This window comes from Arthrobacter sp. E3, from assembly GCF_017353415.1.
Classification (GTDB): Bacteria; Actinomycetota; Actinomycetes; order Actinomycetales; family Micrococcaceae; genus Specibacter.
In genome coordinates this window covers 25,056-49,701 of record NZ_JAFMPX010000006.1, presented here as the reverse complement: position 1 = coordinate 49,701, position 24,646 = coordinate 25,056, and the positions used below count along the sequence as shown (strand labels likewise).

22 protein-coding genes and 1 pseudogene are annotated in these 24,646 nt (G+C 61.5%); 6 read left to right on the top strand and 17 right to left on the bottom strand.

Annotated elements, in window-relative coordinates:
- Positions 1–26: 26 nt before the first annotated feature.
- The 4 genes and pseudogenes from JMA46_RS04435 to JMA46_RS04420 all read right to left on the bottom strand — a co-directional run.
- Positions 27–2,021, bottom strand: a complete 1,995-nt coding sequence (locus JMA46_RS04435) for a BCCT family transporter (protein WP_207344085.1) — start codon at positions 2,019–2,021, stop codon at positions 27–29.
- Between the two features lie 340 nt (positions 2,022–2,361).
- Positions 2,362–2,790, bottom strand: coding sequence for an HIT family protein (locus JMA46_RS04430; RefSeq protein WP_207344084.1), 429 nt, complete (start codon positions 2,788–2,790; stop codon positions 2,362–2,364).
- A gap of 67 nt (positions 2,791–2,857) precedes the next feature.
- A complete protein-coding gene (locus JMA46_RS04425; protein WP_207344159.1) occupies positions 2,858–3,907 on the bottom strand; it encodes an NAD(P)-dependent alcohol dehydrogenase in 1,050 nt (349 codons plus the stop codon).
- 63 nt (positions 3,908–3,970) lie between these two features.
- Positions 3,971–4,738: pseudogene (locus JMA46_RS04420) on the bottom strand (sulfurtransferase); the annotation flags it as partial.
- 86 nt (positions 4,739–4,824) lie between these two features.
- Between JMA46_RS04420 and JMA46_RS04415 the strand changes: the two are divergent.
- Positions 4,825–5,955 (top strand): PLP-dependent cysteine synthase family protein, encoded by a 1,131-nt coding sequence (locus JMA46_RS04415; protein ID WP_207344083.1) that lies wholly within the window; start codon positions 4,825–4,827, stop codon positions 5,953–5,955.
- Positions 5,956–5,991: 36 nt separating this feature from the next.
- On the opposite strand, the gene JMA46_RS04410 is transcribed toward JMA46_RS04415, so the two are convergent.
- The gene (locus JMA46_RS04410; protein ID WP_207344082.1) at positions 5,992–6,645 is read right to left on the bottom strand and encodes an MBL fold metallo-hydrolase; all 654 of its coding nucleotides are present in this window, start codon (positions 6,643–6,645) and stop codon (positions 5,992–5,994) included.
- 112 nt (positions 6,646–6,757) lie between these two features.
- Here JMA46_RS04410 and JMA46_RS04405 point away from each other — a divergent pair, with 112 nt between their 5' ends.
- Entirely contained in the window at positions 6,758–7,198 is a 441-nt protein-coding gene (locus JMA46_RS04405) for a Fur family transcriptional regulator (protein ID WP_207344158.1), read from the top strand.
- Here JMA46_RS04405 and JMA46_RS04400 read toward each other — a convergent pair.
- The 10 genes from JMA46_RS04400 to JMA46_RS04355 all read right to left on the bottom strand — a co-directional run bounded on the left by JMA46_RS04400 (position 7,167) and on the right by JMA46_RS04355 (position 17,507).
- Entirely contained in the window at positions 7,167–8,600 is a 1,434-nt protein-coding gene (locus JMA46_RS04400) for a lipase maturation factor family protein (protein WP_207344081.1), read from the bottom strand. The genes JMA46_RS04405 and JMA46_RS04400 overlap by 32 nt on opposite strands.
- 74 nt (positions 8,601–8,674) lie before the next feature.
- A complete protein-coding gene (locus tag JMA46_RS04395; protein ID WP_207344080.1) occupies positions 8,675–9,550 on the bottom strand; it encodes a metal ABC transporter permease in 876 nt (291 codons plus the stop codon).
- Positions 9,547–10,386: an ATP-binding cassette domain-containing protein gene (locus JMA46_RS04390; protein WP_348770056.1), complete on the bottom strand. Its 840-nt coding sequence runs from the start codon at positions 10,384–10,386 to the stop codon at positions 9,547–9,549. The genes JMA46_RS04395 and JMA46_RS04390 overlap by 4 nt, the downstream gene beginning before the upstream one ends.
- Positions 10,383–11,324 (bottom strand): zinc ABC transporter substrate-binding protein, encoded by a 942-nt coding sequence (locus JMA46_RS04385; protein WP_247647041.1) that lies wholly within the window; start codon positions 11,322–11,324, stop codon positions 10,383–10,385. Before JMA46_RS04385 ends, JMA46_RS04390 begins: the two co-directional genes overlap by 4 nt.
- 76 nt (positions 11,325–11,400) lie before the next feature.
- Positions 11,401–12,459: a CNNM domain-containing protein gene (locus JMA46_RS04380; protein WP_207344079.1), complete on the bottom strand. Its 1,059-nt coding sequence runs from the start codon at positions 12,457–12,459 to the stop codon at positions 11,401–11,403.
- The gene (locus JMA46_RS04375) at positions 12,456–13,817 is read right to left on the bottom strand and encodes a hemolysin family protein (protein WP_207344078.1); all 1,362 of its coding nucleotides are present in this window, start codon (positions 13,815–13,817) and stop codon (positions 12,456–12,458) included. The genes JMA46_RS04380 and JMA46_RS04375 overlap by 4 nt, the downstream gene beginning before the upstream one ends.
- A 320-nt stretch (positions 13,818–14,137) precedes the next feature.
- Positions 14,138–14,656, bottom strand: a complete 519-nt coding sequence (locus JMA46_RS04370) for a flavin reductase family protein (protein WP_207344077.1) — start codon at positions 14,654–14,656, stop codon at positions 14,138–14,140.
- Between the two features lie 136 nt (positions 14,657–14,792).
- A complete protein-coding gene (gene soxR / locus JMA46_RS04365; RefSeq protein WP_282099524.1) occupies positions 14,793–15,326 on the bottom strand; it encodes a redox-sensitive transcriptional activator SoxR in 534 nt (177 codons plus the stop codon).
- Positions 15,316–15,915, bottom strand: coding sequence for a gluconokinase (locus JMA46_RS04360; protein ID WP_207344075.1), 600 nt, complete (start codon positions 15,913–15,915; stop codon positions 15,316–15,318). Before JMA46_RS04360 ends, soxR begins: the two co-directional genes overlap by 11 nt.
- A gap of 92 nt (positions 15,916–16,007) precedes the next feature.
- Positions 16,008–17,507 carry a GuaB1 family IMP dehydrogenase-related protein gene (locus tag JMA46_RS04355; RefSeq protein ID WP_207344074.1) on the bottom strand — a complete coding sequence of 500 codons (1,500 nt, stop codon included), beginning with the start codon at positions 17,505–17,507 and terminating at the stop codon, positions 16,008–16,010.
- A 333-nt stretch (positions 17,508–17,840) separates the two neighbouring features.
- On the opposite strand from JMA46_RS04355, the gene JMA46_RS04350 reads away from it, so the two are divergent.
- From JMA46_RS04350 to JMA46_RS04335, 4 genes are all read left to right on the top strand, one after another.
- A complete protein-coding gene (locus JMA46_RS04350) occupies positions 17,841–21,644 on the top strand; it encodes a multifunctional oxoglutarate decarboxylase/oxoglutarate dehydrogenase thiamine pyrophosphate-binding subunit/dihydrolipoyllysine-residue succinyltransferase subunit (protein WP_207344073.1) in 3,804 nt (1,267 codons plus the stop codon).
- Positions 21,645–21,727: 83 nt separating this feature from the next.
- Complete coding sequence (locus tag JMA46_RS04345; RefSeq protein ID WP_207344072.1) at positions 21,728–22,327, top strand: GDSL-type esterase/lipase family protein; 600 nt, start codon at positions 21,728–21,730, stop codon at positions 22,325–22,327.
- Positions 22,328–22,654: 327 nt separating this feature from the next.
- The gene (locus JMA46_RS04340) at positions 22,655–23,122 is read left to right on the top strand and encodes a hypothetical protein (protein ID WP_207344071.1); all 468 of its coding nucleotides are present in this window, start codon (positions 22,655–22,657) and stop codon (positions 23,120–23,122) included.
- The gene (locus JMA46_RS04335) at positions 23,123–23,647 is read left to right on the top strand and encodes a group III truncated hemoglobin (RefSeq protein WP_207344070.1); all 525 of its coding nucleotides are present in this window, start codon (positions 23,123–23,125) and stop codon (positions 23,645–23,647) included.
- A gap of 12 nt (positions 23,648–23,659) precedes the next feature.
- Here the strand turns inward: JMA46_RS04335 and rsrA are convergent, their stop codons facing one another.
- Positions 23,660–23,920 carry a mycothiol system anti-sigma-R factor gene (rsrA, locus tag JMA46_RS04330; protein WP_207344069.1) on the bottom strand — a complete coding sequence of 87 codons (261 nt, stop codon included), beginning with the start codon at positions 23,918–23,920 and terminating at the stop codon, positions 23,660–23,662.
- Positions 23,921–23,922: 2 nt separating this feature from the next.
- Entirely contained in the window at positions 23,923–24,633 is a 711-nt protein-coding gene (locus JMA46_RS04325; RefSeq protein ID WP_282099523.1) for a sigma-70 family RNA polymerase sigma factor, read from the bottom strand.
- Positions 24,634–24,646 lie beyond the last annotated feature (13 nt).

Here is a 24,646-nt window from a genome sequence, read left to right as displayed (position 1 = left end):
GATCTCCGCGGAGCCACGCGGGCGGGCTATGCCTTCACAAGGCCCGTATCCGGTTCGGGTTCCTGGTCGGCATGCAGCTCTGGAGCCGGCTTCGAATCAGTTGCTGGTTCGTGCGACTCGTGAACTGCAGCATCTGCTGCCACCCACCCGTCGGCATATTCGCCAGCCTTGTAGTCGTAGTCGACGGGCGCGCCTTCCTCATCATGGCGTTGGTACCACTCCGTGACGTCGCTTCCATGGGAGTTGAAGTCCTCCCCGGCACCATGCCCAACTGCCGCCTTTTCAATGGTGAGGGCAAAGTCGTCACCATGTTCATCAATTCCGGCCTTGACAGCGTTCTCGATGGCTTGCTCGGCAAACTCCTGCCGGATCATCATCGGATCCGTGTGCAAGTCCTTGGCGAAGGCGACCATCATGAGCAGCAAGATGATGGCAAACGGCAAGGCCGAGACAATGATCAGGTTTTGCAGGCCCTCCAAAGCGGTGTTTCCACCCACAAGGAGCATAACGACGGCGATGCCCATCATTGCCAGTCCCCAGAACACAACAACCTTCTTGTCGGGTTCCGCCTTGCCTCGCTGTGAGAGGATTCCCATCACCACGGACGCCGAGTCAGCGGACGTGATGAAGAAGATCGAAACGCAGGTCATGGCCAGGAACGGAGTGAGCTGCGCCAGCGGCAGCTGATCGAGCATGGCAAAGAACAGGTCCTGTGGTGAGGAGTTGGTACCAATGTCGGCGCCGTTCATGCGCAGCCACATGGACGTTCCACCGAAGACACTGAAGGCCAGTGCGCACACCACTGTGGGAACACCCAACACGTACAGCACGTATTCGCGCAGCGTCCGCCCGCGGGAGATGCGTGCAAGGAAGATTCCTACGAAGGGTGACCACGAGATCCACCATGCCCAGTAAAAGACGGTCCATGCGCCGGAGAAGTCTGCAGCTTCAGGACCCCAGGAAGGTCCCTTGCTCATCATGTGCAGCAACTCGGAGAGGTATTCGGTCAGCGAAGCCGGCACCAGGTTCAGCAGGAACAGGGTGGGTCCGGCAACAAAAATGAAAGTGGCCAGAACCAGGGCCAGCGACATGTTGATGTTGGAAAGCCAACGAATTCCGCGTCCAACACCGGACACGGCTGAGGCCACAAATGCGGCGCTCAGAATGGCAATAATGACGATCAATCCCGCGTTGGGAAGCTTTCCGATGCCGCTGACGATTTCAACTCCGCGGCCCACTTGGAGTGCGCCGATGCCCAGCGAGGCTGCGGTACCGAAGAGTGTGGCGACAATCGCGAACATGTCAATCAGACGCCCCGGGACACCTTCTGTTTGACGTTTCCCAAACAGACTGGTGAAAATCGAGCTCATCAACGGAACCCTGCCGCGGCGATACGCACCGTAGGCAACCGCTGCACCCACGAGGGCGTACAGCGCCCATGCATGCAGACCCCAATGGAAGATGGTTTGTGCCATGGCCTTGTGAATGGCTTCATAGGTTTCCGGCTCAGCAGTTCCGGGCGCCGGGGTAATGAAGTATGTCAGTGGCTCGTAGGGTCCGAAGAAGAACAAGCCAATACCCATGCCGGCTGAGAACATCATGGCAATCCAGGAAAACTTGGAAAACTCCGGCTTCTCGCCATCGGTACCCAATGGAATGCGGCCGTATTTGCTGAACCCCAGGAAGATCATAAAGACCAGGACCAGCGACACCAAGGAGGTGAACAGCCACCCGGTGTTCTGGACCACCCAGCTCAAAGCGGCATCCGAAACGCTTTTCAGTGATTCAGTAGAGATGACACCCCAGGCAATGAATCCCAGAATAAGCACCGCGGCCAAAGTAAAAACGAGCCTGTCAGTGCCGTATTTAATGCGCTGCTCATCCACCGAGATACCAGGGACAAGCCCCGGATGAATGTCGTGCGGGTAGTTTTCCTCAATTTTTTGCAGGACGGGATGATCATCTGAAATCAGATGATCATCGTCGTCTTTGACCTGCTCAGAAGCCTTTTTTTCCGTCATCGATCGAGTTCCCGTCCGCGGAGAATATTGTCTTTGAACTTAACAGGGTTCAACGATACCGGCCAGCAGGAAGGCTTGGAAATGCGGGGAAACGGGCTTGACATGACGCAATTGACGCACCGCTAATCCTGCGCACGTCATACGGAATGGGGCATGTGGCATCCATAGCGGGTAGACACTAGCGCGCGATATTCAACCATTCTGGGAGGAATATGCCGCCAACATTTCGATATATTACGGCTTTTAGGGCCCCAAAACTGGCGACGGCGTGACTCGCGGGGTGACATCCACTACAGTGCCCGCGCTGGAATCCTGGGTCTCCGCAGGCCCGCTCACTGAACTATTCTCCCGGAACGAACTCACCGTGGCCGGCCGCACGCAGCGCGTCGCGCAGCTTTTCGGCGTTGGCGTCCATGGCAGCAGGATCAGGATGGTTGTCCACCGTGCCGAAATCAAAGTTTTCCATCCCGTACGCGGGGAACACGTGCACATGCAGGTGTTCCACTTCGAATCCGGCGATGGTGAGCCCGGCCCGGGGCGCTCCAAAGGCTGCCACCTGTGCCTGACCAACAATCTGTGCAACGGTCATCAGCTTGGACACCAGTTCTGCGGCAGCATCCGTCCACTTGTCCACTTCCACACGCGGCACCACCAAGGCATGCCCGTCCGTCAACGGGCCGATGGTCAGGAACGACACACAGTCATCGTCCTGCCAGATGAACCGCCCGGGAATCTCGCCATTGATGATCTTCGTAAACAGGGTGCTCAAGAATTGCTCCTTAAAACTATGCTGGCAGGTTGCTTAGTTGCTGGTGCAGTCCAGCTGGTGGCGCAGGTTAGATAGTGCTGTTGTCAAGGACAAAGCGGTATCGCACGTCCCCCGCAACCATGCGGTCGTAGGCGTTGTCCAGGTCCGCGGCGGTGACCATCTCAATGTCGGAGACAATGCCGTGCTCGGCACAGAAATCAAGCATTTCCTGAGTTTCTGCGATGCCGCCAATAACCGATCCCCCGTAAGCCAAACGCTTGCGGATCAGCAAGCCCGGGTCCACCGGAGGCATGTCAGTGGCCGGCAGCCCCAGCTGAATGAGGGCTCCGTCGCGGTCCAGAGTGCGCAGATAGGCGTTGATGTCATGCACGGCTGCCACGGTGTCAAGGATTGCGTTCAGTGACCCCTTCACGGCCTCCATTTGGGCTGCGTCGGTGGAAACCACCACTGCGTCGGCCCCTAGATCCTTGGCCGCCACCTCCTTGTCAGGGGACGTAGTGAACACGGTGACGGTGGCGCCAAGTGCCTTGGCGATCTTGACAGACATGTGGCCCAGTCCGCCCAGGCCCACAACGCCCACCTTGTCCCCTTCCTGAACGTCAAGGTAACTCAGCGGCGAATACGTGGTGACGCCGGCGCACAGCAGCGGCGCGGCTGCGGCCGGGTCCATGCCCTCGGGGATGCGCAGCACATAGTTCTCATCCACCACAATGGCTTGCGAGTAGCCGCCTTGGGTTATGCCGCCCCCATTGCGCCGGTCCGCCACCCCGTACGTGCCGACGTTGCCGCCTTCACAGTATTGTTCAAATCCTTCAAGGCAGGAGTCGCACTCCCGGCACGAGTCCACCAAGCAGCCAACGCCCACGCGCTGACCAACGCTGAAGCCTTCCACGGCATCACCGACGCGGCTGACGATGCCAACAATCTCGTGTCCTGGGACCAGCGGGTATTTTGCAGGTCCCCATTCGGAGCGAATCGAGTGCACATCTGAGTGGCACAGGCCGCAAAATTCAATGGAAATTTCGACGTCGTGGGCGCCTGGTTCACGACGCTTAATGGTGCTCGGCGCGAATCCGGACGTGGCAGAGTTGGCGGCGTAGGCCTTTACTTCAGTCATGCCTTTTAGCATATCGTCGTTCGCTCCCGTCTCAACAGGACGCCCCGGCTGGTTCGACCATGCCGACCACGACCCCGGGTATAGCGCCGCCTTGAACCCGGCAATTTCCAGCGCCGCAATTTGGTGCGCAGCCGTCACTCCGGACCCGCAATACACGGCTACGGCGGTGTCCGGTTCCACGCCCAGGGCCGTAAACCGCGCACGCAGCTGTTCTGCTGGCAGGAACGTTTTTTCCGCAGTCAAGTTTTCACTCGTCGGGGCGCTTACGGCCCCCGGTATGTGCCCGGCTCTGGGGTCCATCGGCTCGACTTCGCCGCGGTACCGCTCCCCTGCCCTAGCATCCAGCAGAATCCCCTCCCAGCTGGCGGCACCATCGGCGTCAATTGTTCCTTTGGACCCGAAACGCACGACGGCTTCTCCTGGCAGGGCTGATTCCTCACCTGCGGAGAGCGGAAGGCTGGCGGCGCGCCAAGCTGCCAATCCGCCGTCGAGCAGGTAAATTTCCGGGAGCCCGGCGTAGCCCAGCAGCCACCACGCCCTGGCGGCGGCGGCGGAACCTGCGTCGTCGTAGACCACCACCGTGTCCTGTGCATTAATGCCCCAACGGCGCACCGAGGCGGCAAAGTCTGCCTCAGCGGGCAAGGGGTGGCGACCTTCCGCCGGCAGGCCGTGGGCGGCAAGTTCAGTGTCCATGTCAGCATATACGGCACCAGGAATATGAGCGGTCAGGTAGTGGTCATGCCCGTGTGGATCCCCCAACGCCCAACGCACATCCAACACAACAGTGCGGGCGCCGCTGTTCATGCGGGCACTAAGCGCGGCAACACTCATCAAGACGGTCATGGGACTCCTTCATCCAAGTTTCCTGCACTGCCACAGCTGCTGCGGTCCGACGCGGCAAGCCTACACTTGGCAGTATGAACTCCGCAGCCGCAACCCCCGTTTCCCTAGCAGCCACCGACACCGCAGCCCGCCACCCGGCAGCGACCCGGGCCTGGACGCGCAGCGCCATTGGCACGGTCCAAGCGGAAAGCAACCGCTCAGCCGACACCCACCTCTACAAGGTAGAACTGCCGGAGAAGTGGGGGTTGGACTTGTATGTGAAGGACGAGTCCTGCCACCGCACAGGCAGCTTGAAGCACCGGCTGGCCCGCTCATTGTTCTTGTTCGCCCTCGTCAATGGCTGGATCAATGAAGGCACCACGGTGGTGGAGGCCAGCTCCGGCAGCACGGCAGTGTCCGAGGCCTACTTTGCACACTTGCTGGGTTTGGACTTTGTGGCTGTCATGACCCGCAGCACCAGCCCGGAAAAAATTGCGCTCATCGAGCAGTTTGGCGGTCGCTGCCATTTCGTGGACAAGGCGGATGAAGTGTATTCGGCGGCGGCGGACATTGCCGCGCAGTGCGATGGCCACTACATGGACCAATTCACCTATGCTGAGCGGGCCACCGACTGGCGCGGCAACAACAACATTGCCGAATCAATCTTCAGCCAGCTGGGGCACGAACGCTTCCCCGAGCCGTCCTGGGTGGTGGTCGGCGCGGGCACCGGCGGCACCTCCGCCACGATCGGGCGCTACATCCGCTACCACGGCCACGACACGCAATTGCTGGTGGTTGACCCCGAAGGTTCAGCGTTTTACCCGGCGTGGAAGAACCACGACCCCGAAACTGTCACCGGCACGTCATCCCGCATTGAGGGAATCGGCCGCCCGCGCGTGGAGCCCAGCTTTGTCCCCGGCGTCATCGACGCCATGTCCGTCATCCCGGACGCCGCCTCCGTGGCGGCGATGATGCACTTTTCGGAGTTGACCGGCATGCACGCCGGCCCTTCCACCGGCACCAACCTGTGGGGTGTGTGGCAATTGGTGGCGCAGATGGTGGCCCGCGGAGAAAAGGGCAGCATCGTGACGTTGATGTGCGACGGCGGCGAACGCTACGCGGGCAGCTACAACAACCCTGACTGGTTGTCTGAAAGGGGCTTGGACCCGGCCCCGCATCTGGCGGCGATCAACAACTTCTTTGCCGGCGGGCCCTGGCAAGGCTGATTCTCAGGCCCACAAACCGCTGGGACCGCAAGCATCCTAGATTTCCACCGATGTCCCGGGATGCAGGTGGCGGAACTTCACCCCGTGCAGGCCGCCAATACGTTCAATGTGGGATTCGGTGAAAGCCAGCCCTTGTTCGTTCAGCAGCCCGTCGTGGATCTGGTAGGCATGCGGGGCCCTGACCGAGACCACAAAGTCAACCACTTCGGACACCTTGGACCAGGGCGCGTGGACCGGAACCAAAAGCGTTCCCACACTGACCCCGTGCGGAACAATCAGCGCATCGCCCGGGTGGTAGACGTCGTCAATCAGGTAGCCCACATTGGCCACCGCGGCCATGGTGGGGTGGATGACCGCGTGCTGGCCGCCAAAGCACTGCACGGCAAAACCGGCCACCGCAAAACTGTCGCCAGGCGCAGCCTCCACCACCCGGGCGGACTGCTCTGGGGCATGTGAGTGCAGGTCGCGGACCACTGATGCAGGGGCGTATATGGTCAGTTCCGATAAATCTGCCAGGGCTTGGGTGAGCGCCGCAGGGTCGTAGTGGTCGGCATGCTCGTGTGTGATGAGCACGGCGTCGGCACCTTCAAGGGCGGCGGCGGATTCGGAAAAGATTCCCGGATCAAGGACAAGGACCCGTCCGTCCTGCTCGAGTCGGATACAGGCGTGGGTGAATTTTGTCAGCAACATGGCCCCAGCATATGCCTGTTGCACCGCCCGGGCCATGGCCCCGCAAGCTTCCCAACAGCCGGTGCGCTAGGCTGGATAATTGGATCCAGCAAGAGGAAAGTGGGTTGCGGCAATGTCGGGTGCACCGGTGAAGGAGCAGCGCGTCACCAAGCAGCGCACAGCCATCAGCGCTGCGTTGGACACCTTGGACGACTTTGTCAGCACCCAGGAACTCCACCGGCTGCTGCACGAACAGGGAACGCCGGTATCCCTGGCCACCACGTACCGGATTCTGGCCTCCATGGCCGACGACGGCGAGCTCGACACCCTGCGCAACAGCGAGGGTGAGGCCGTGTACCGCCGCTGTTCGGCCACCAGCCACCACCACCATCTGTTGTGCCGCGTATGCGGGAAAACGGTGGAATTCGAAGCCCCCGAAGTGGAGAGCTGGGCCGCATCCATGGCCAAAGCCCATGGTTTCACCCAGGTGCAGCACACCGTGGAAATTTACGGACTGTGTCCGGAGTGCTCCGCTACCTGTGTCACCCAAGCGGCGGCACCAGCAGCCCCATAGGCTCGCGCACCCACCAGTTGCCCGTTCGTCGCCATTCACGCCACGATGTGAAGCGGTAGGCATAGACCTGCGCCCTGACCTGCTGCGGTGTCTGACCGGCAAAGGGGTCATGGCGCAGCAGCTTCAGCGTTGCCGGGTCCGCGGCCAGCAATTGCTGTAGGAACGGCACAAACCAGTTCATGCCAGGCTGGCCCAAGGCAAGGAACCACATCATCCAGTCGAGGCGCAGGTGGTAGGGCGCCCATTGCCGCGGCATGCGGGAAGGATCTCCGGGCTTGCCCCGAAAGCCGTATTCAAGCCACTGCTGCCCGTCCCAGCCTTCCACCACCACCTCGAAACGGTCGCGGGTGATGCTGCCAAACGCACCATAGGCATTGCCCAGCCGCCAGCGGTTGAAGCTGGCGTTCATGGCTTGACGACGGGAGAACAGGTTCCGCAGCGGCCGCCAGCTGAGCACCACCATCAGCGCGCCTAAAGCGAGGACCACCAGCATGAACCAGAGCGGGCTGCCAGCGCTGCCCGGTGTGCCGGCCGGCAACCTGCCAGGCACCACCGCCAGTACCGAGTCCCCGACGGCCGAGCACGCAAGTACGAGGGTGAGCAGGTTCAGCCAGGCAAAGTTGCCAGAAAGCACCAGCCACAGTTGGGTGGTAACAACAACCAGCGCAGCCCAGCTGGCAACTGGCTGCGGGGCAAAGAGTAGGAAGGGCACCACCAGTTGGGCAAAGTGGTTGCCCACCACCTCCACCTTGTGCAACGGTTTGGGCAGGTGGTGGAACCACCAGCTGAGTGGGTTGGGCATGGGCTGGGTTTCGTGGTGGTAGTACAAGGCGGTGAGGTCGCGCCAGGCTGTGTCTCCGCGCATCTTGATCATGCCGGCGCCAAACTCCAGCCGGAACACCAGCCAGCGGAACAGCCAGAGGGTGATGACCGGCGTCATGGTTTGGTTTGAGCCGAGGAAGGCAGCCAAAAAGCCCGCCTCAAGGAGTAGGATCTCCCAGCCGAAGCCGTAAAACACCTGCCCCACATTCACGATCGACATGTACAGCAGCCACATGGCAAGGAACGCGAGCATGGGCAGCCACGGCGGTCCGCGCTGCGGCAGGCCGAGCACTACGGTCACGCCAATTCCCGCGCCGCCCCACGCGACAACCCGCAGCAGGGCATCCGAATAGTGGCGGCGAAACAAGCTGGGGCCCGGAAGTTTGGAAACTCGCTTTACGTAAAGGGGCACCGGCAGCAGGCCGCGCTCCCCCAACAGGGCCGGGAATTGCAGTGCACTCGACACGAACGCCACCACAAAAACGGCCGCAATGCCGTGTTGGAGCACAAAGCGGGCGGCGAAGCCCCCCTCGGCAGCAAACCAGCCGACGCTCAACCCGCCCGCACCCAACAAGTCCATGCCCCCACGCTAGACCACCAGGTCCGCCAGTGGTGAGGGCATGCTCACACACATGCCGTCTACACGGTTGCTGTCTACACGACGGCAGCAGGGCGGGCGGACCAGCCTCGGCGACGGCGCCAGGCCCCACCGAGGCGGCACACCACGTAGATGGCAAAGGACAACGTGGTGACATAGGGGCTGATCGGGATGCTGCCGCCCAGCGCCAGCATGATCCCGCCGACGGTGGAGATCATGGCAAATGCCACGCTGAGCAGCACCACCATGCGTGGGGTGGCTGTGATCTGCAGGGCCGCCGCAGCCGGGGTGATCAGCAGCGCCAACACCAGCAGTGCCCCTACCACCTGAATGGACAGCGCAACTGCGATGCCGAGCAGGAACATGAAGGCCAGTGACAGCGTCCGCACGGGCACCCCGCGCGCCGTGGCGATGTCAGGATCCGCACTGGCAAACGTCAGCGGCCGCCAAATCAGCACAAGCCCCACGACAACCACCAGCGCCGTGCCGGCCAGCGCGGAAAGCTGAGTGGAATCCACCGAGACGATCTGGCCCGTCAGCAGTCCGAACTTGTTGGCTGAACGGCCTTGGTACAGCGACAAAAACAAGATGCCCAAACCTAGCCCAAACGGCATGATGACGCCGATGACGGAGTTCCGCTCCCGCGCCCGCACGCCCATGACCCCCAGCAGCAGTGCCGCCAGGATGGAGCCAACCAGCGAGCCCATGATTACGTCGGCACCCACCAACAGTGCGAAGGCTGCCCCGGCAAAGGACAACTCGGCAATGCCGTGGACGGCGAAGGCCAGGTCGCGCATCATGACGAACGTGCCTATCAGCCCGCCCACCACGCCCAGGATTGCCCCGGCCAGCAAGGTGTCGGTAAACAGCGGCAGCAGTTCCCCGTAGTTGGTGAAGTTCAGCACCGCATCGGAAAAGTCCGCCCAGCTCACGAGACCACCACCATGCCGGCGGTGTCCCCGGCGGCACCGGTGTGCGGGCCGTGCCCGTCCACCACCGAGTCGGGGCGCCCCACCACCACCAGCCTGCCGTCCATGTTCAGCACCTCGACATGAGTCCCGTACAGCTTGGACAGCACGTCGGTGCGCATGACCTCCTCCGGCGTGCCCAGTGTGAACCGACCGCCTGCCAGGTACAGCACCCGGTCCACGTGTTCCAGAATCGGATTGATTTCATGCGTGACAAATACGACGGCGGTCCCGTTGGCCTTCGCTTGATGACCCACCAACGCGCTCACCGCCCGCTGGTGGAACAAGTCAAGGGAAAGCAGCGGCTCATCGCACAGCAGCACTTTTGGTTTGGCGGCGATGGCTTGGGCAATCCGCAATCTTTGCTGTTCACCGCCGGAGAGCATGCCGACGGGGATGCGCCCATAGCTCGTGGCGCCAACCTGCTCCAGAAGCTCGTCCACGCGCTGGCGGTATTCCCTGCCACGGAGGCGCACACCCCATTTGTTCCCGTCGACGCCCAGGCCCACCAAGTCACGGGCGCGCAAAGCCGTGTCGGGGGCAAAGTTCTTTTGCTGGGGAACGTAGCCAATGGCGCGATTGCCGCGTTTGGCGGGTCCGCCGTCGACGCTCAGGGTGCCGGAGCTCAGCTGCGACAGGCCGAGCAGGATCTTCAGAAAACTGGTTTTTCCACTGCCATTGGCCCCCAACACGGCCAGGAACTCACCGGGCCGGATTTCAAGGTTGAGGTCCTGCCAGAGTGTCCGCGACCCATAGCTGAGCGTGGCCCGCTTGAGACTAATGGCGGCTGGGGAACTCACCTGGCGTTCCCGGCGGTGCTGGTGGCCGGGGATCCCAGTGCCTGTTCCAGCGCGGTGACGTTGGCGCCCATCCAGTCCAGGTAGGAGGTGCCTGCGGGGAGGGTTTCAGAGAAGTCGACGACGGGAATCCCTGCTGCCTTCGCGGCCTGCTTGACCTCTATGGTTTGCGGGCTTTCGGTCTGTTCGTTGTTGGCCAACAAGACAAGGGTTCCGGATTTCATGAGCGTGAGCGTCTCCGTCATCACGGCCGCCGGGACGTCGCTGCCATTTTCCACGGCCTCGGTGAACTTCGGCGGGGTCCTATTGACCAGCCCTGCCTGCTCCAGCAGGTACAGCGGGACGGGTTCAGTGATGGCAACGGCCGAGCCGCCGTGGACGCCCTTGAGAAGTTGCAGCCTCTCATCAAGTTGCTTCAGCTTTTCCTTGAAAGCGGCGGCCTGCGTTGCAAAGCTTGCGGCTTCGGCGGGTGCTGCGGCACTGAAGCGGCCGGCCAGGTCATCCGCCAGCTTGGCCATGGTGGGCAAGGAGTACCACAGGTGCTCATTGAAGTCCGCGCCCGTATCAAGGCCGGAAAGCGCACTGACGTTTACCACCTGTGCCGGGTCAAGCTGGCCCTTGGCCAGCTGCGTGAAAAAGTCGTCGTAGCCGCCGCCGTTTTCAATCCCGATCTGGGCTTTGGAGACGGCCAGCTTGTCCTGGGCGTTGGCCTCGTAGCCGTGGGGATCCGCCCCTGCCTTGGAAACGATGGAATGCACGGTGACGTGGCTGCCGCCAATGGCCTTGGCAATATCGCCATACACGTTCGTGGAAGCCACCACCGGGATGGTCCCTCCCGTGGACGCGGCCGGAGCATCCCCGCCGCCGCCACAGGCTGCCAGCGCCAATGATGCGGCGAGAGCTGCTCCCATGAGGAGAATGGTGCGGCGGGGATGAAACATGCAACTCCTTGAAATCGTGCTAATGAGAATTGTTACCAATAAGAACCAGCATAGCCCATATTGGGAATCATTCGCATCAAGCCCTGCGACGGTCCTGAATCTGCGTTTGCGTGGCGTCGCGAATTTCACCCACGAGCTGCTCAATCACATCCTCGAGGAACAAGACGCCCATGGTCTGGCCGGCGTCGTCAATCACACGGGCCATGTGGGATCCGGTACGTTGCATGATCGCCAGCACGTCCTCAATCTCCTCCCCTGCCTGCAGGTTCACCATGGAGCGCACGCGGCCTTCCCCGATGGGCGTTTGATAACGCTCAAGCGGAATGCGCAGTACATCCTTCAGGTGCAGATAGCCCAGCAGGAACCCTTCCGCATCGGCGAAAATAAACCGTGAGAAGCCCGTCTTGCCCACCATATGCTCGAAGTCGACGGGGGTGGCGTCGGCAGGAAGGGTGACCAGCGCCTCCAATGGCACCATCACGCCCTGTGCTGTCTGGGAGGAAAACTCCAGCGCACCGGTAATCAGCCCTGTCTGGTCGTCAACCGTTCCGCTGCGCGTGGATTCCTCCACGATCGACTGTACTTCCTGCAGGGTGAAGCTGGAGGAGACTTCGTCGGTGGGCACAATGCCAAACAGCCGCACCACGTGGTTTGCCGTCCAGTTCAACGCCACAATAACGGGGCGCACCACCTTGCCAATGAGCACCAGCGGAGGAGCCAGCAGCAGTGCCGCCTTGTCCGCAGCGGACACGCTCATGTTCTTGGGCACCATCTCGCCAAAGGTCACGTGCAGGAACGTCACGAGCGCAAGCGTCAGCACAAAAGCCACGGGAGCACCGACGTTGTCCTGCACGCCGATCGCATGAAGCGGCTGGACCAGCAGGTGGTGGATGGCAGGTTCGGAGACGTTCAGGATCAACAACGAACACACGGTGATGCCCAGCTGGGAGCAGGCCAGCATCAGTGAAACGTTTTCCATGGCGCCGAGGGTGATCTTGGCCCGTTTGGAGCCGGCATCGGCCAACGGCTCAATCTGGCTGCGCCGGGCCGTCATCACGGCAAATTCAGCCGCCACGAAGAAGGCGTTGCCGAGCAACAGCACCACCAGCCAGGCAAGTCCTGCCCACGGGCTCACAGCGAACCACCTGTCTGAGTCGTGCCGTCAGTTTGTCTGCCGTCTTCCTGCGTGCCGTCAGCGGAAGGCGCCGGAATGAAGCGGATCCGGTCGATCCGGCGTCGTTCCACCCTGTCCACCACCAACAAGCCGCCTTCAACGGCAACGGTGTCGCCCACAACGGCGATCCGGCCCAGCTCGGCCATCATGAAGCCGCCCACGGTTTCGTAGCCGGCCTCGTCGGGCACATTGAGCTGGCCGATGCGTTCGGAGACTTCGTCGGGGCGCATCAGGCCGGGCAGGAACCAGGTACCGTCGGCGTTGAGCAGGATGCCGGGCTTGGCCCTGTCATGCTCGTCGGAGACTTCGCCCACGATTTCCTCCACCAGGTCTTCAAGGGTCGTCACTCCCGCTGTGCCGCCGTATTCATCCTGGACGACGGCCATTTGCAGGTTGCCTTCACGCAGTTCAAGGATCAGGGCGTCCAGGTGGAGGGTTTCAGGCACACGCAGGACATCTGTCATGATGGCGCCCACTTCAATGTCGGGGCGCTTGTGGAACGGGATGGAGACAGCTTTCTTCAAGTGGACGACGCCGAGGATCTGGTCAGCGGATTCGCCAATGACGGGGAAACGTGAATAGCCGGTGCGCCGGGCCACGTCGACAATCTCCGTGACGGACTTGGTGCTTTCGATCGTCTCCACCCGCATGCGCGGGGTCATGACGTCTGCGGCAGTCTGCTCGGAAAAGCTCAGGGTGCGGGCCACAAAGGTTGCCGTTGTTTTATCGAGGGTGCCCATGACGGCGGAACGGCGGACAAGGGAGGCCAGTTCCGCTGGCGAACGCGCACCCGAGATTTCTTCCTTGGCTTCCATGCCGAAGAGGTGCAGGACCTTGTTGGAAAATCCGTTGAGAACAACGATGGCCGGCTTGAAGATCATGGTGAACACCAAGTGCGGCCTGGCCACTGCCTTGCCAATTTCAAAGGACTTGGCGATGGCCATGTTCTTCGGCACAAGTTCGCCAATCAACATGGACAGCAGCGTGGCCACAACCATGGCGGCGGCCAAGGCAACACCGGCTATGGCGGGCTCGGGAACCCCCAGCGCCCCCAACGGTCCGGCCAACAGTGCGCCAAGCGAGGGCTCCATCAAAAAACCTGTCAGGAGCGTGGTCAGTGTAATACCCAACTGGCAGCTGGAAAGCTGTGTGGAGAGGCTTTTGAGGCAATGCAGCAGCGGCACTGCCGCCTTGTCACCTTCGTTGACGGCGCGTTGCACGGCCGTCTGGTCCAAGGCTATGAGGGAGAATTCGACGGCAACAAAAAACCCTGTGCCAAGGATGAGCAGCAGGCCTGCCGCCAACAATATCCATTCCATTTACAGCTCCCCCCCTGTCACGACGCGTTGCGTTGCTGCGCGTAAGTTGGGGTTGGCCGCCGGCGGGGGGTGGTCGGCGCTGGGGCCGGCCACTGCTGCGGTCGCGGAACTGTGGTCACGAGTGCGGGGTTTGCCGGCATGGGCAGCGGGGTTGCAAGAAGGCGTTTTTATGCCCTGCAAGCCAGTGCGCCGGCCCCTAGATTTACTTTTCATAGGATTTTTAGTGTACATCAGGACAGTGCGGGACCTTCAGGGAACAGGTGTGCAGAAAATGAACAACAGCTGGGAAACTGCCGGGAAGGAACTGGCGGGGTATGGCGCTAGCCGGGAAGGATACTGTGCCCGCCCAGGCGATGGAATGCCCGGCTGTGATAAACCATGGCTTCGCCGGTGGTTTCGGCAACCACGATCTCCAACACCTCGGCGGCCAGCAGCAGTGAGCCGCCAGCGGGGGTCCGGCTAAGAACTTTGCAGCGCAGCGCATGGCCGCTGTGCGCCAGCAGCGGCTCTCCCGTATCTAGGCGCGTCCACACCATGGAACCTGTGAAGCGTTCTGAAGTCGAGCTGGCGAAGCATTTGGCAAGTTCCAAGTCCCCGACCCGCAGCAGGTGCACCACCACAGTGTCGGCGACGGCAAGGGCTGCGGCAGATCCACTGCCAGCGGCCAACGAAAAAGCCAGCAGTGGCGGATCTACGGAGACGGACGCCACCGAGGATGCGGTGATCCCCACCGGTCCGGTGGGGGAGTCTGCCGTGATGATGGAGACGCCAGCAGGATGGGCGCCAAAGGCTGCCTTGAAATCTCTGGCCAGCCGGGTCTCTTGAAGCTGCAAGGTCATGACCACAAAATCCTCTCACCCTGACCTGCCTGGGCGGCGAGATCCTTAAGGCACTCTAGAACCTCAACTATAGTTCAGGTCAAGTCGAGCGTCCGTGACCGTGGTCACAATTGGGCTTGTTCGCCGCTTAATACCGTCACATTTCGGGGTCATCGAAAGCTCGGGCACCCGGCCCTGCACCGGCAACTTGATCGTCCGGGTTCACAAAGCCACATTCAGCCAGCGAAAGGCAACCGCAGCCAATACAGCCGCTGAGGCTTCCGCGCAGCTTTTGCAGAGCGGAAATGCGGGCATCCAATTCGTGCTGCCAAGCCTCGGAGAGCCTGCTCCAGTCGTCTTTTCCCGGGACATCTTCACGTGGAAGTTGAGCAAAGACTTCTGCCGTCAGAGCCAGGGGTATGCCTGCTCGCTGTGCTGCCCGGATGACGGCTACCCTGCGGAGCACTGAACGGTTGTATCGGCGCTGGTTTCCTGTTGTCCGGCTACTGAAAATCAGCCCCTGGCGCTCATAGAAATGCAGCGCTGAGACGTTGACACCGCTGCGGGCCGCCACCTGGCCCACGCTTAACTCCTCTTCAAGGTGAACGGGGTCTGACTTTGCGGGTTCTGCCCGAGCCGGTTCAAACTGTGCAGTCGCGGAGACGTGCTTCCTTGCTGGTTCAGCAGCCAAGAAGACGCCTGATCCCTGCTTCGGCATCGGTGACGATTTTTCCGATCCCACCGGAGATGTCAACGACGACCGCCCGCTCATCGGACGTGAGTTGCTCCAGCGCCGCAATTTGCGACGTCAGCAGTGAGACGGGCATAAAGTGTCCGGAGCGGCCCTCAAGGCGTTTGCTGAGCACCTCCGCGGTCCCCTCAAGGTGCAGGAAAATCGTGTCCGGCGCCTGTGCCCGGATGATGTCGCGGTAGCGGCGTTTCAAGGCCGAACATGCCACGACGATTCCAGGCGCCCTGGTCGTCGCCAACTCATGGCCCACCAGTTCAAGCCATGGCTGGCGGTCGGCGTCGTTCAACGCCACTCCTGCCGCCATTTTGCGTACATTGTCCAAGGGGTGCAGCGAATCGGCATCCACGAAGGGGAAATTCATGGCGTCCGCCACCAACGCGCCAATGGTGCTTTTACCCGCCCCAGACACTCCCATGACAACAATACGGGGCGTGCCGCACCGGGGCTCTGCAACCGGCGTTGGTGCGCGCCCGGAGGTATGCGCCGATACAGCACTGTCGGGAACGGGCACGAAGTCATGGCTACTCATACCTTCTTGTATATCAAGAGGTGGCGCACATCACCGAACAGGGTGCACTTCGTTGAAAGTGAGTTGACCTCACGTTGACCACGGCTTGCCCGCTACCAACTCTGTGGCAGCGCCCGTCCTTCCTCATATCCGGCAGCAGACTGCACACCGACTACGGCACGCTCACGGAACTGTGCCAGGGACAATGCGCCCGCATACGTCAGCGAACTGCGCAGTCCGGCCGTGATCATATCCAGCAGGTCCTCCACTCCAGGACGGGCTGGGTCAAGGTACATCCTCGACGTGGAGATGCCCTCCTCGAACAGGCCTTTTCGGGCCCGCGCAAATGCCGCGTCCCCCGAGGTTCTGTTTTGCACGGCCCGTGCCGAGGCCATGCCAAAGCTCTCCTTATATTGGCGCCCGCTGGCATCGACCTGCAGATCACCCGGGCTTTCGTAGGTGCCGGCAAACCAAGAGCCAATCATGACCTGGCTCGCTCCTGCTGCCAGCGCCAAGGCAACGTCCCGCGGATATCGCACCCCGCCGTCGGCCCAGACGTGGGCACCCAGCTCCGCCGCCGCCGCCGAACATTCCAACACGGCCGAAAACTGCGGCCGGCCCACGGCTGTCATCATGCGTGTGGTGCACATGGCTCCGGGTCCCACACCCACTTTGATGATGTCGGCACCGGCGTCCACCAGATCCCGCACGCCCGCTGCGCTGACAACGTTCCCGGCAGCAACAGGGACGGACGGGGAAAGCTGCCGCACGGCCCGCAACGCATCAAGCATTTTCTTCTGGTGTCCGTGCGCCGTGTCCACCACGAGCGTGTCAACACCGGATTCCAACAACGCAGCGGCCTTCTTCCCCACGTCCCCGTTGACGCCTACGGCAACACCGAGCCGCAGCCGTCCGGAGTCATCAAGGGCCGGCCGGTAAATGGTGGAACGCAGCGCCCCGGTTCGGGTGAGCACACCCACCACCTCCCCCGCCCGCAGCACAGGGGCAAAGTCGGTTCCGGCAGCGTCGAGCACAGCAAAGGCTTCGCGCAGGGCCTCGTCTGTGAGCTTCTTGGCCTGCACATAGTCAAGGTCGCCGGAGTCCGCCTGGGCCCGGATCTCGTCAAAGGGCACAGCGTCCAAGGTGAGCACATTTGAGCGCATGACCGAGGACAATGAGGCGAACCTGTCCACACCCTCGCAGTCGGCACCGCGCACCACACCGACAAAGTCCTGGCCGTCCACTACCACCACGGCATTGTGGGAACGCTTGGTCATCAGGTGAACGGCGTCAATGACAATGTCACCGGCCGTCATCAGCAGCGGCGTTTCATAGAGGCTGTCGCGCTGTTTGACCCAGCTGGCCACCGAGCGCAGCACATCAAGGGGCACGTCCTGCGGCAAAATCGCCATGCCGCCGCGCCGGGCAACCGTCTCGGCCATCCGTTTTCCAGAAACCGCAGTCATATTCGCAACCACCAACGGAATGGTGGTCCCGGTGCCGTCCCCGCTTGAGAGGTCAACGTCCATGCGTGAAGTGACGGTGGAACGCGACGGAACCAGAAACACGTCCGAATACGTCAAATCTGTGACCGCTTGGTGTAGAAAACGCATGGCACTCCCTTAGCTGAAATGGCCCCGAAGCAGCTCCCCTGCTGCCCTCTGGCGCACTGCCGGGCCGCCAGATTTTGAGTCTAGCTGCCCACCCGCAGCCGTTCACCGCAAAATCGATCAATTTTGTTGATTCCGCAGGCGCGCCGCAGTAAAGATTGGCCTACAGGCTATCTTGCTTACTAGACTTGCTGCCGGACGGGGTTTGTTGGACCCCACCCACTTTTCAAATAGACTACGCAAGTTCGCTACGCGCGCACCCAGCCCCGGTCGGATGCCGCCGTGCTGATACTTGCACAGCGGGCAACAAGAACTCATGGAAGAGGCGTAATACACGTGCCAGAGCAATCCATCCACCGTCTACCCGAAGAATTTGGCGGCAACGAGTGGCTCGTCGATGAACTGTATGAGCGCTACAAAAGCGACAAGAATTCCGTAGACAAGAAGTGGTGGCCGCTCTTCAACGGGTTCGCAGCCGACGATGCAGACGGCAATGGTCGCCACACTGCAGCCAACGTTGCCCCCGTCACGGCCCAGATCCCCGTGGTTCCAGCCCCCGCAGCTCCTGCGGCCGCTGCCCCCAGCGCTGCTGCCCCGAGAACGACGCCGGCAGCTCCCGCCGTCGTTCCGGCGACTCCCGCTGCAGCCCCCAAGGCACCGAGTGCCCCGCGCCGGCCCACCCCCGCCAAGGACGCAGCCCGCACCGGCGCCGTGCCCATCCCGGCCCAGTTGCCCAAGACAGCCAAGGACAAGTCCGTTCCGGAAGAGTCCGTCAAGAGCGTCCTGCGCGGACCGGCCAAGGCCATTGCCGCCAATATGGTCACAAGCCTGGAGGTGCCCACCGCCACCAGCGTGCGCGCCATCCCGGCCAAGCTGCTCATCGACAACCGCGTTGTCATCAACTCCAACCTCGCCCGTGCCCGTGGCGGCAAGGTTTCCTTCACACACTTGATCGGCTACGCCGTCGTCAAGGCACTGGGCGAGTTCCCGTCCATGAACGTGCACTACGAGGAGATTGACGGCAAGCCCGTCTCCGTCCAGCCACCGCATGTGAACTTTGGCATCGCCATCGACCTGCCCAAGCCGGACGGCACCCGCCTGTTGATCGTGCCCAACATCAAGCGCGCAGAGACGATGAACTTCGCCGAGTTCTGGCGCACCTATGAGGACTTGATCAAGCGTGCCCGCGCCGGCAAGCTCACCGCTGACGACCACGCCGGCACCACCGTTTCGCTGACCAACCCCGGCGGCATTGGCACAGTGCACTCGGTGCCGCGCCTCTCCAAGGGCCAAGCCGCCATCATCGGCGTCGGTTCCCTCGACTACCCTGCCGAATTCCAGGGTGCCAGCGAGAAAATCATTGCGCGCAACGCTGTCTCCAAGATTCTGACGCTGACAAGCACCTACGACCACCGCGTCATCCAGGGTGCCGGTTCCGGAGAATTCCTGAAGCGGATCAACGCGCTTCTGCTCGGCGCCGACAACTTCTACGACGAGATCTTCGAATCGCTGCGCATCCCGTACGAGCCCGTGCGCTGGAGTGTGGACCTTCAGGTGGACCCGGCCGACCAGATCAACAAGGTCGCCCGCATCCAGCAGCTCATCCACTCCTACCGGGTGCGCGGGCACCTCATGGCCGACACCGACCCGTTGGAATACGTCCAGCGCAAGCACCCCGACCTTGATGTGTTGACCTATGGCCTGACGCTGTGGGACCTTGACCGTGAATGGCCCACCGGCGGCTTTGGCGGCAAGCAAAAGTTGCTGCTGCGCGACATCCTCGGAGTTCTGCGCGACGCCTACTGCCGCACCACCGGCATTGAGTACATGCACATTCAGGAGCCGGAACAGCGCGAATGGTTCCAGGCACAGCTGGAGCACCCGTACTCCAAGCCGAGCCGTGAGGAGCAGCTGCGCATTGTTTCCAAGCTGAACTCGGCTGAGGCGTTTGAGACGTTCCTGCAGACGAAGTTCGTCGGCCAGAAGCGCTTCTCACTTGAAGGCGGCGAATCCTTGATTCCGCTGCTTGACTCGATCATTTCCGACGCCGCCGACGACGGCCTCGATGAGGTTGCGATCGGCATGGCCCACCGCGGGCGCCTGAACGTGCTCACTAACATCGCCGGCAAGACCTATGCTCAGGTGTTCCGCGAATTTGAGGGCACCCAGGATTCACGCAGCGTCCAAGGTTCCGGTGACGTGAAGTACCACTTGGGCACCTCAGGTACCTTTACCTCGGACTCCGGCAACGAGACCAGGGTCTACCTGGCAGCCAACCCCTCCCATCTGGAAGCCGTGGACGGTGTCCTCGAGGGCATTGTGCGCGCCAAACAGGACCGCCTGGACCAGCGCGAAAACTACCCCGTGCTGCCTCTCATGGTGCACGGCGACGCCGCGTTTGCCGGCCAGGGCGTGGTTGCGGAAACGCTGAACCTGTCCCAGCTGCCCGGCTACCGCACTGGCGGCACCATCCACGTTGTTGTCAACAACCAGGTTGGCTTCACCACGGCACCGTCCTCATCGCGTTCATCGGTCTACTCCACCGACGTTGCCAAGATGATTCAGGCGCCGATCTTCCACGTCAACGGTGACGACCCCGAAGCAGTGGTCCGCACAGCCCAGCTGGCATACCAGTTCCAGCAGCGCTTCCGCGTGGACGTTGTCATCGACATGGTTTGCTACCGCCGCCGCGGCCACAACGAGGGCGACGACCCCTCGATGACGCAGCCGCTGATGTACAACCTCATCGAGGCCAAGCGTTCAGTGCGCCGCCTGTACACCGAAGCCTTGATTGGCCGCGGCGACATCACTGAAGAGGAAGCCACACAGCTGCTGCGCGACTACCAGGAACGCTTGGAACGCGTCTTCGCCGAGACGCATGCCGCCCAGACCTCTCCGATCCCGATCATCACCAAGGACTCGCATTCCGTCTCCGACCTTGAGCGCCCCATGTCTCAACAAGAGGACAGCGTGAACGATCCCCAGGTCACTGCCATCAGTGCCGACATGCTGGCCCACATCGGGGCAACTCACCTGGCCGTCCCCGAGGGCTTCGAGGTGCACCACAAGCTCAAGCCACTGCTGGAAAAGCGTGATGCAATGTCCCGCGAAGGCGGCATCGACTGGGGCTTTGGCGAACTCGTCGCTTACGGGTCTCTGTTGATGGAGGGTGTCCCGGTTCGCATGGCAGGCCAGGACTCACGCCGAGGAACGTTCGTGCAGCGCCATGCAGTGTTCCACGACCGCGCCAACGGCGACGTTTGGACGCCTCTGCGGGATCTCAGCGAGGACCAGGCGAAGCTGTGGATCTATGATTCCCTGCTCAGCGAATACGCCGCCATGGCCTTCGAGTACGGCTACTCCGTGGAACGCCCGGACGCACTGGTCGTGTGGGAAGCCCAGTTTGGCGACTTCGTCAACGGCGCCCAAACCGTCATCGACGAGTTCGTCTCCTCAGCCGAACAGAAATGGGGCCAGCGCTCCTCGCTGGTGCTCATGCTGCCGCACGGCTACGAAGGCCAGGGACCGGACCACTCTTCCGCCCGCATTGAACGCTTCATGCAAATGTGTGCCGAAGACAACATGATCGTGGCCAATCCGACCACACCGGCCTCACACTTCCACCTGTTGCGCCGCCAGGCCTACCACCGCCCTCGCAAGCCGCTGATCATCTTCACCCCGAAGCAGCTGTTGCGTCTGAAAGCAGCCGCATCCTCGGTGGAGGACTTCACCCAGGGCGGCTTCCATACCGTCATCGGTGAGCATGCAGCAGTGGACAACGCCGCCGTCGACCGCGTCCTGCTGGTCTCGGGTCGGCTGTACTACGACTTGATCGCCGCTCGGGACAAGCATGCGGACACGAAGGTTGCCATTATCCGCGTCGAGCAGCTGTACCCGCTGCCGCTGGAGGAAATCAAGGCTGAACTGGCCAAGTACCCGAACGCTGAAGTCGTATGGGCTCAGGACGAACCTGCTAACCAGGGACCGTGGCCGTTCATGGGCTTGAATCTGGCACCGGAACTGGACAGGAAGTTGAACCGGGTTTCACGTCCGGCATCAGCCGCCACCGCAACAGGTTCGGCCAAGAACCATGCCGTTGAACAAACACTGCTGGTCATGCAGGCGTTCGAGCGCAACTAGAACATGGGACATGCCCGGCCTGCACCAGCAGGCCGGGCATGTCTCATGTAGATTCAATATTCGTAGACTAGAAAGAGGGCGTTGTGGAGAAACGGGAACTGCGAATAATAGCTGTGGGCGAGGAATTGGTCGCCGGTGTGGGTGATCCCCGCGCGCTTGGCTGGCTTGGCCGCGTACTGGCCAGGACGCCCGCAGAGGCAGTTTCGGTGGAATCGTTTGTGCTGGCCTGTCCGCGCGAAGGCACCGAGGCACTGGCCAGCAGGTGGCTGATAGAAGCCAGCCGCCGTTTTGACGACTTCCATGAGAACCGCCTCGTCATCGGCCTTTCAGGTCGAGACATTGAATATGGACTTTCAACGGCCCGGAGCCGGCTCAACCTGGCCAACATCCTGGACGGCGCCACCCAGCTGAACATCCCGGTGTTCGTCGTGGGTCCGCCGCCGTCACTGGATCCGGCCTTGAACCGCAAGCTGGCAGAGCTCAACACAGCCTTCGCCGACGTCACAACGCGCCGCAAGCACCACTACGTTGACACATTTACACCCCTGCAAAACCATGAGCAATGGCGCAACGACGTCGCCGCGAACGCCGGATCCCCGGGACAGGCCGGCTACGGCCTCATGGCGTGGCTGGTGTTGCACCGCGGCTGGTACCAGTGGCTGGATCTGCCAGAAGCCGCCTGAGGCCCTTCATTAGGTGCAGGTGTGCCACTTATGCGAAACTAGATGCGGATCGATTTTGAAGATCTTTGAGAAGATTGGAGTCAGCTATGTCCAAGCGTTCGCGCAAGCGTCGGGATCGTAAGCGTGGCGGCGCTAACCACGGTAAGCGTCCCAACACTTAAATCTTGACGTAACAAAGCTCAGGCCCGCTCCGCCACCAGGCAGAGCGGGCCTTTGCATGCCGCCAACCAGCGTTGTGATCAACCAGTCAAGGCATTAAACACGGAAAATACTGTTTCAAAGCTAGGCTGGAAACATCGCCGCTTCGCGCTGACAGAAAGCTGAAAAATGTTCGCCGTCGTTTTGCTGGTCATCCTTCCATTCGTGTGGTTTGGCATGATCACGGCCATCTCGTTTATCGAGACACCCCTGAAGTTTCGAGCCCCCGGCATGACCCACGCGCTTGGCGTGGGCATCGGACGGATTGTGTTCAAAGTGCTGAACTTGGTGGAGGCTGTGCTGGCAGTGCTGATCCTCGGTGCGTGGACTCAGCAGCCAGACATGGTGAGCCTGCCGGCAGGCATCCTGCTTGCGCTGTCCATGGTGGCACTTGTGCTGCAAACGGTGGTGCTGCGCCCTGCGATGGGTCATCGCACCAAAGCGCTCTCTGACACGGCTCTGACGCACAGCGGGAGCATTGCCGTCAAAGCCAAAGTAGCCACGCTCACGCACATCTCGTACATCAGCGCTGAGCTGGTGAAAGTTGCGGCACTGCCCATCGCTGGAATCCTTGTCCTGCTGGAAGTGGCGGCGTAGGTGGCCAGGGAAAAAGCGCAAGGCAACGCACCCCTGCATTCCGGACGAACGGCGTCGCGCCTGGTTCATTATGAACCGGCCACGGCAACTGCCCCGGACCCAGAACGGAAGGATATTTCCAGCCGGGAAGACATCCTGACACTGGTGGAGACGTTCTACACCAGGGCGTTTGCCGACGAATTGATCGGGCGCATCTTCACCGACGTTGTCCACATGGACCTGCCGCGCCACATGCCCATCATGGCCGACTTTTGGCAGACCGTGCTGTTCAAAGCCGGCCTGTACAGCAGGAATGCGCTGAAAATCCATTTTGACATCCATGCTCAGGAACCGCTCACGCTGGAGCATTTCAACCGGTGGCTGCAATTGTGGACGAACACCGTTGACGAGCTCTTCAGCGGGGAAAAGGCGGAGATGGCAAAAGTGCAGGCCCATCTGATTGCCGGTTCGCTGCACCGCCGGGTGACAGGACGTCCGGCAAGCCAGTACAGCACCATCTCGATGCGGCCCGACGCCGCAGGCTGAACCTGGGAAGGGCTAAACCTGGGCGGGCTTGCCTTCGTGCAGCCGCGCAAGGATGGCAGCCTTGAGATTTTCCGGGGCAGCTTCCTTGCAGGAACGCTTCACAACGGAGCGGATGACGCATTCAAGGTCATACTCGTGTGAACAATCCGAGCAGTCATCCAGATGCACCTTGATCTCATTGAGGTCATCGCATGAGAGTGCACCATCCAAGTATTCATAAATTCGTGCAATGCGTTCGTCGTCGCAATCGCCCAGGCTTTGGCAGTCACCCATGTCTAATTCTCCGTTTCCTTCATTTGTCCTGACCCATTGACGTCTTTGACGTATCCGCGTTCCACGGCGTAGTCGGACAGCATTTCCCGCAAAAGTTTCCGACCCCTGTGAAGCCGGGACATGACCGTCCCGATGGGGGTATTCATGATTTCTGAAATTTCCTTGTACGCAAAGCCCTCCACGTCGGCAAAGTACACGGCCAGCCGGAACTCCTCCGGGATGGCCTGCAACGCCTTTTTCACGTCAGAGTCGGGAAGATGGTCCAAGGCGTCCGCCTCGGCCGATCGAAGCCCGTGCGAGGTGTGTGATTCAGCCCTGGCCAGCTGCCAATCCTCAATGCTGTCAGCATTGGATTGCAGGGGCTCGCGCTGCCGCTTCCGGTACAGGTTGATGTAGGTGTTGGTCAGGATCCGGTACAGCCAGGCCTTCAAGTTTGTTCCAGGCTTGTACTGGTGAAAGGCCGAGAAGGCCTTTGTGTATGCCTCCTGGACCAGATCCTCTGCGTCGCTGGGGTTGCGGGCCATGCGCATGGCGGCAGAGTACAGCTGGTCAACGTACACCATGGCGTCGCGTTCAAAACGGGCACGCCGTTCGTCAACGCTCTCATTGGCAACATCCACCTCAACCATGTCGGTGGTTCGCACGGGAGGGGGGATCGTGCCAAGTCCCGCCGCGGCTGGCTCGATGGTTTGCTCAGGCTCGGAAATGTTCATCACAGACGAGTCT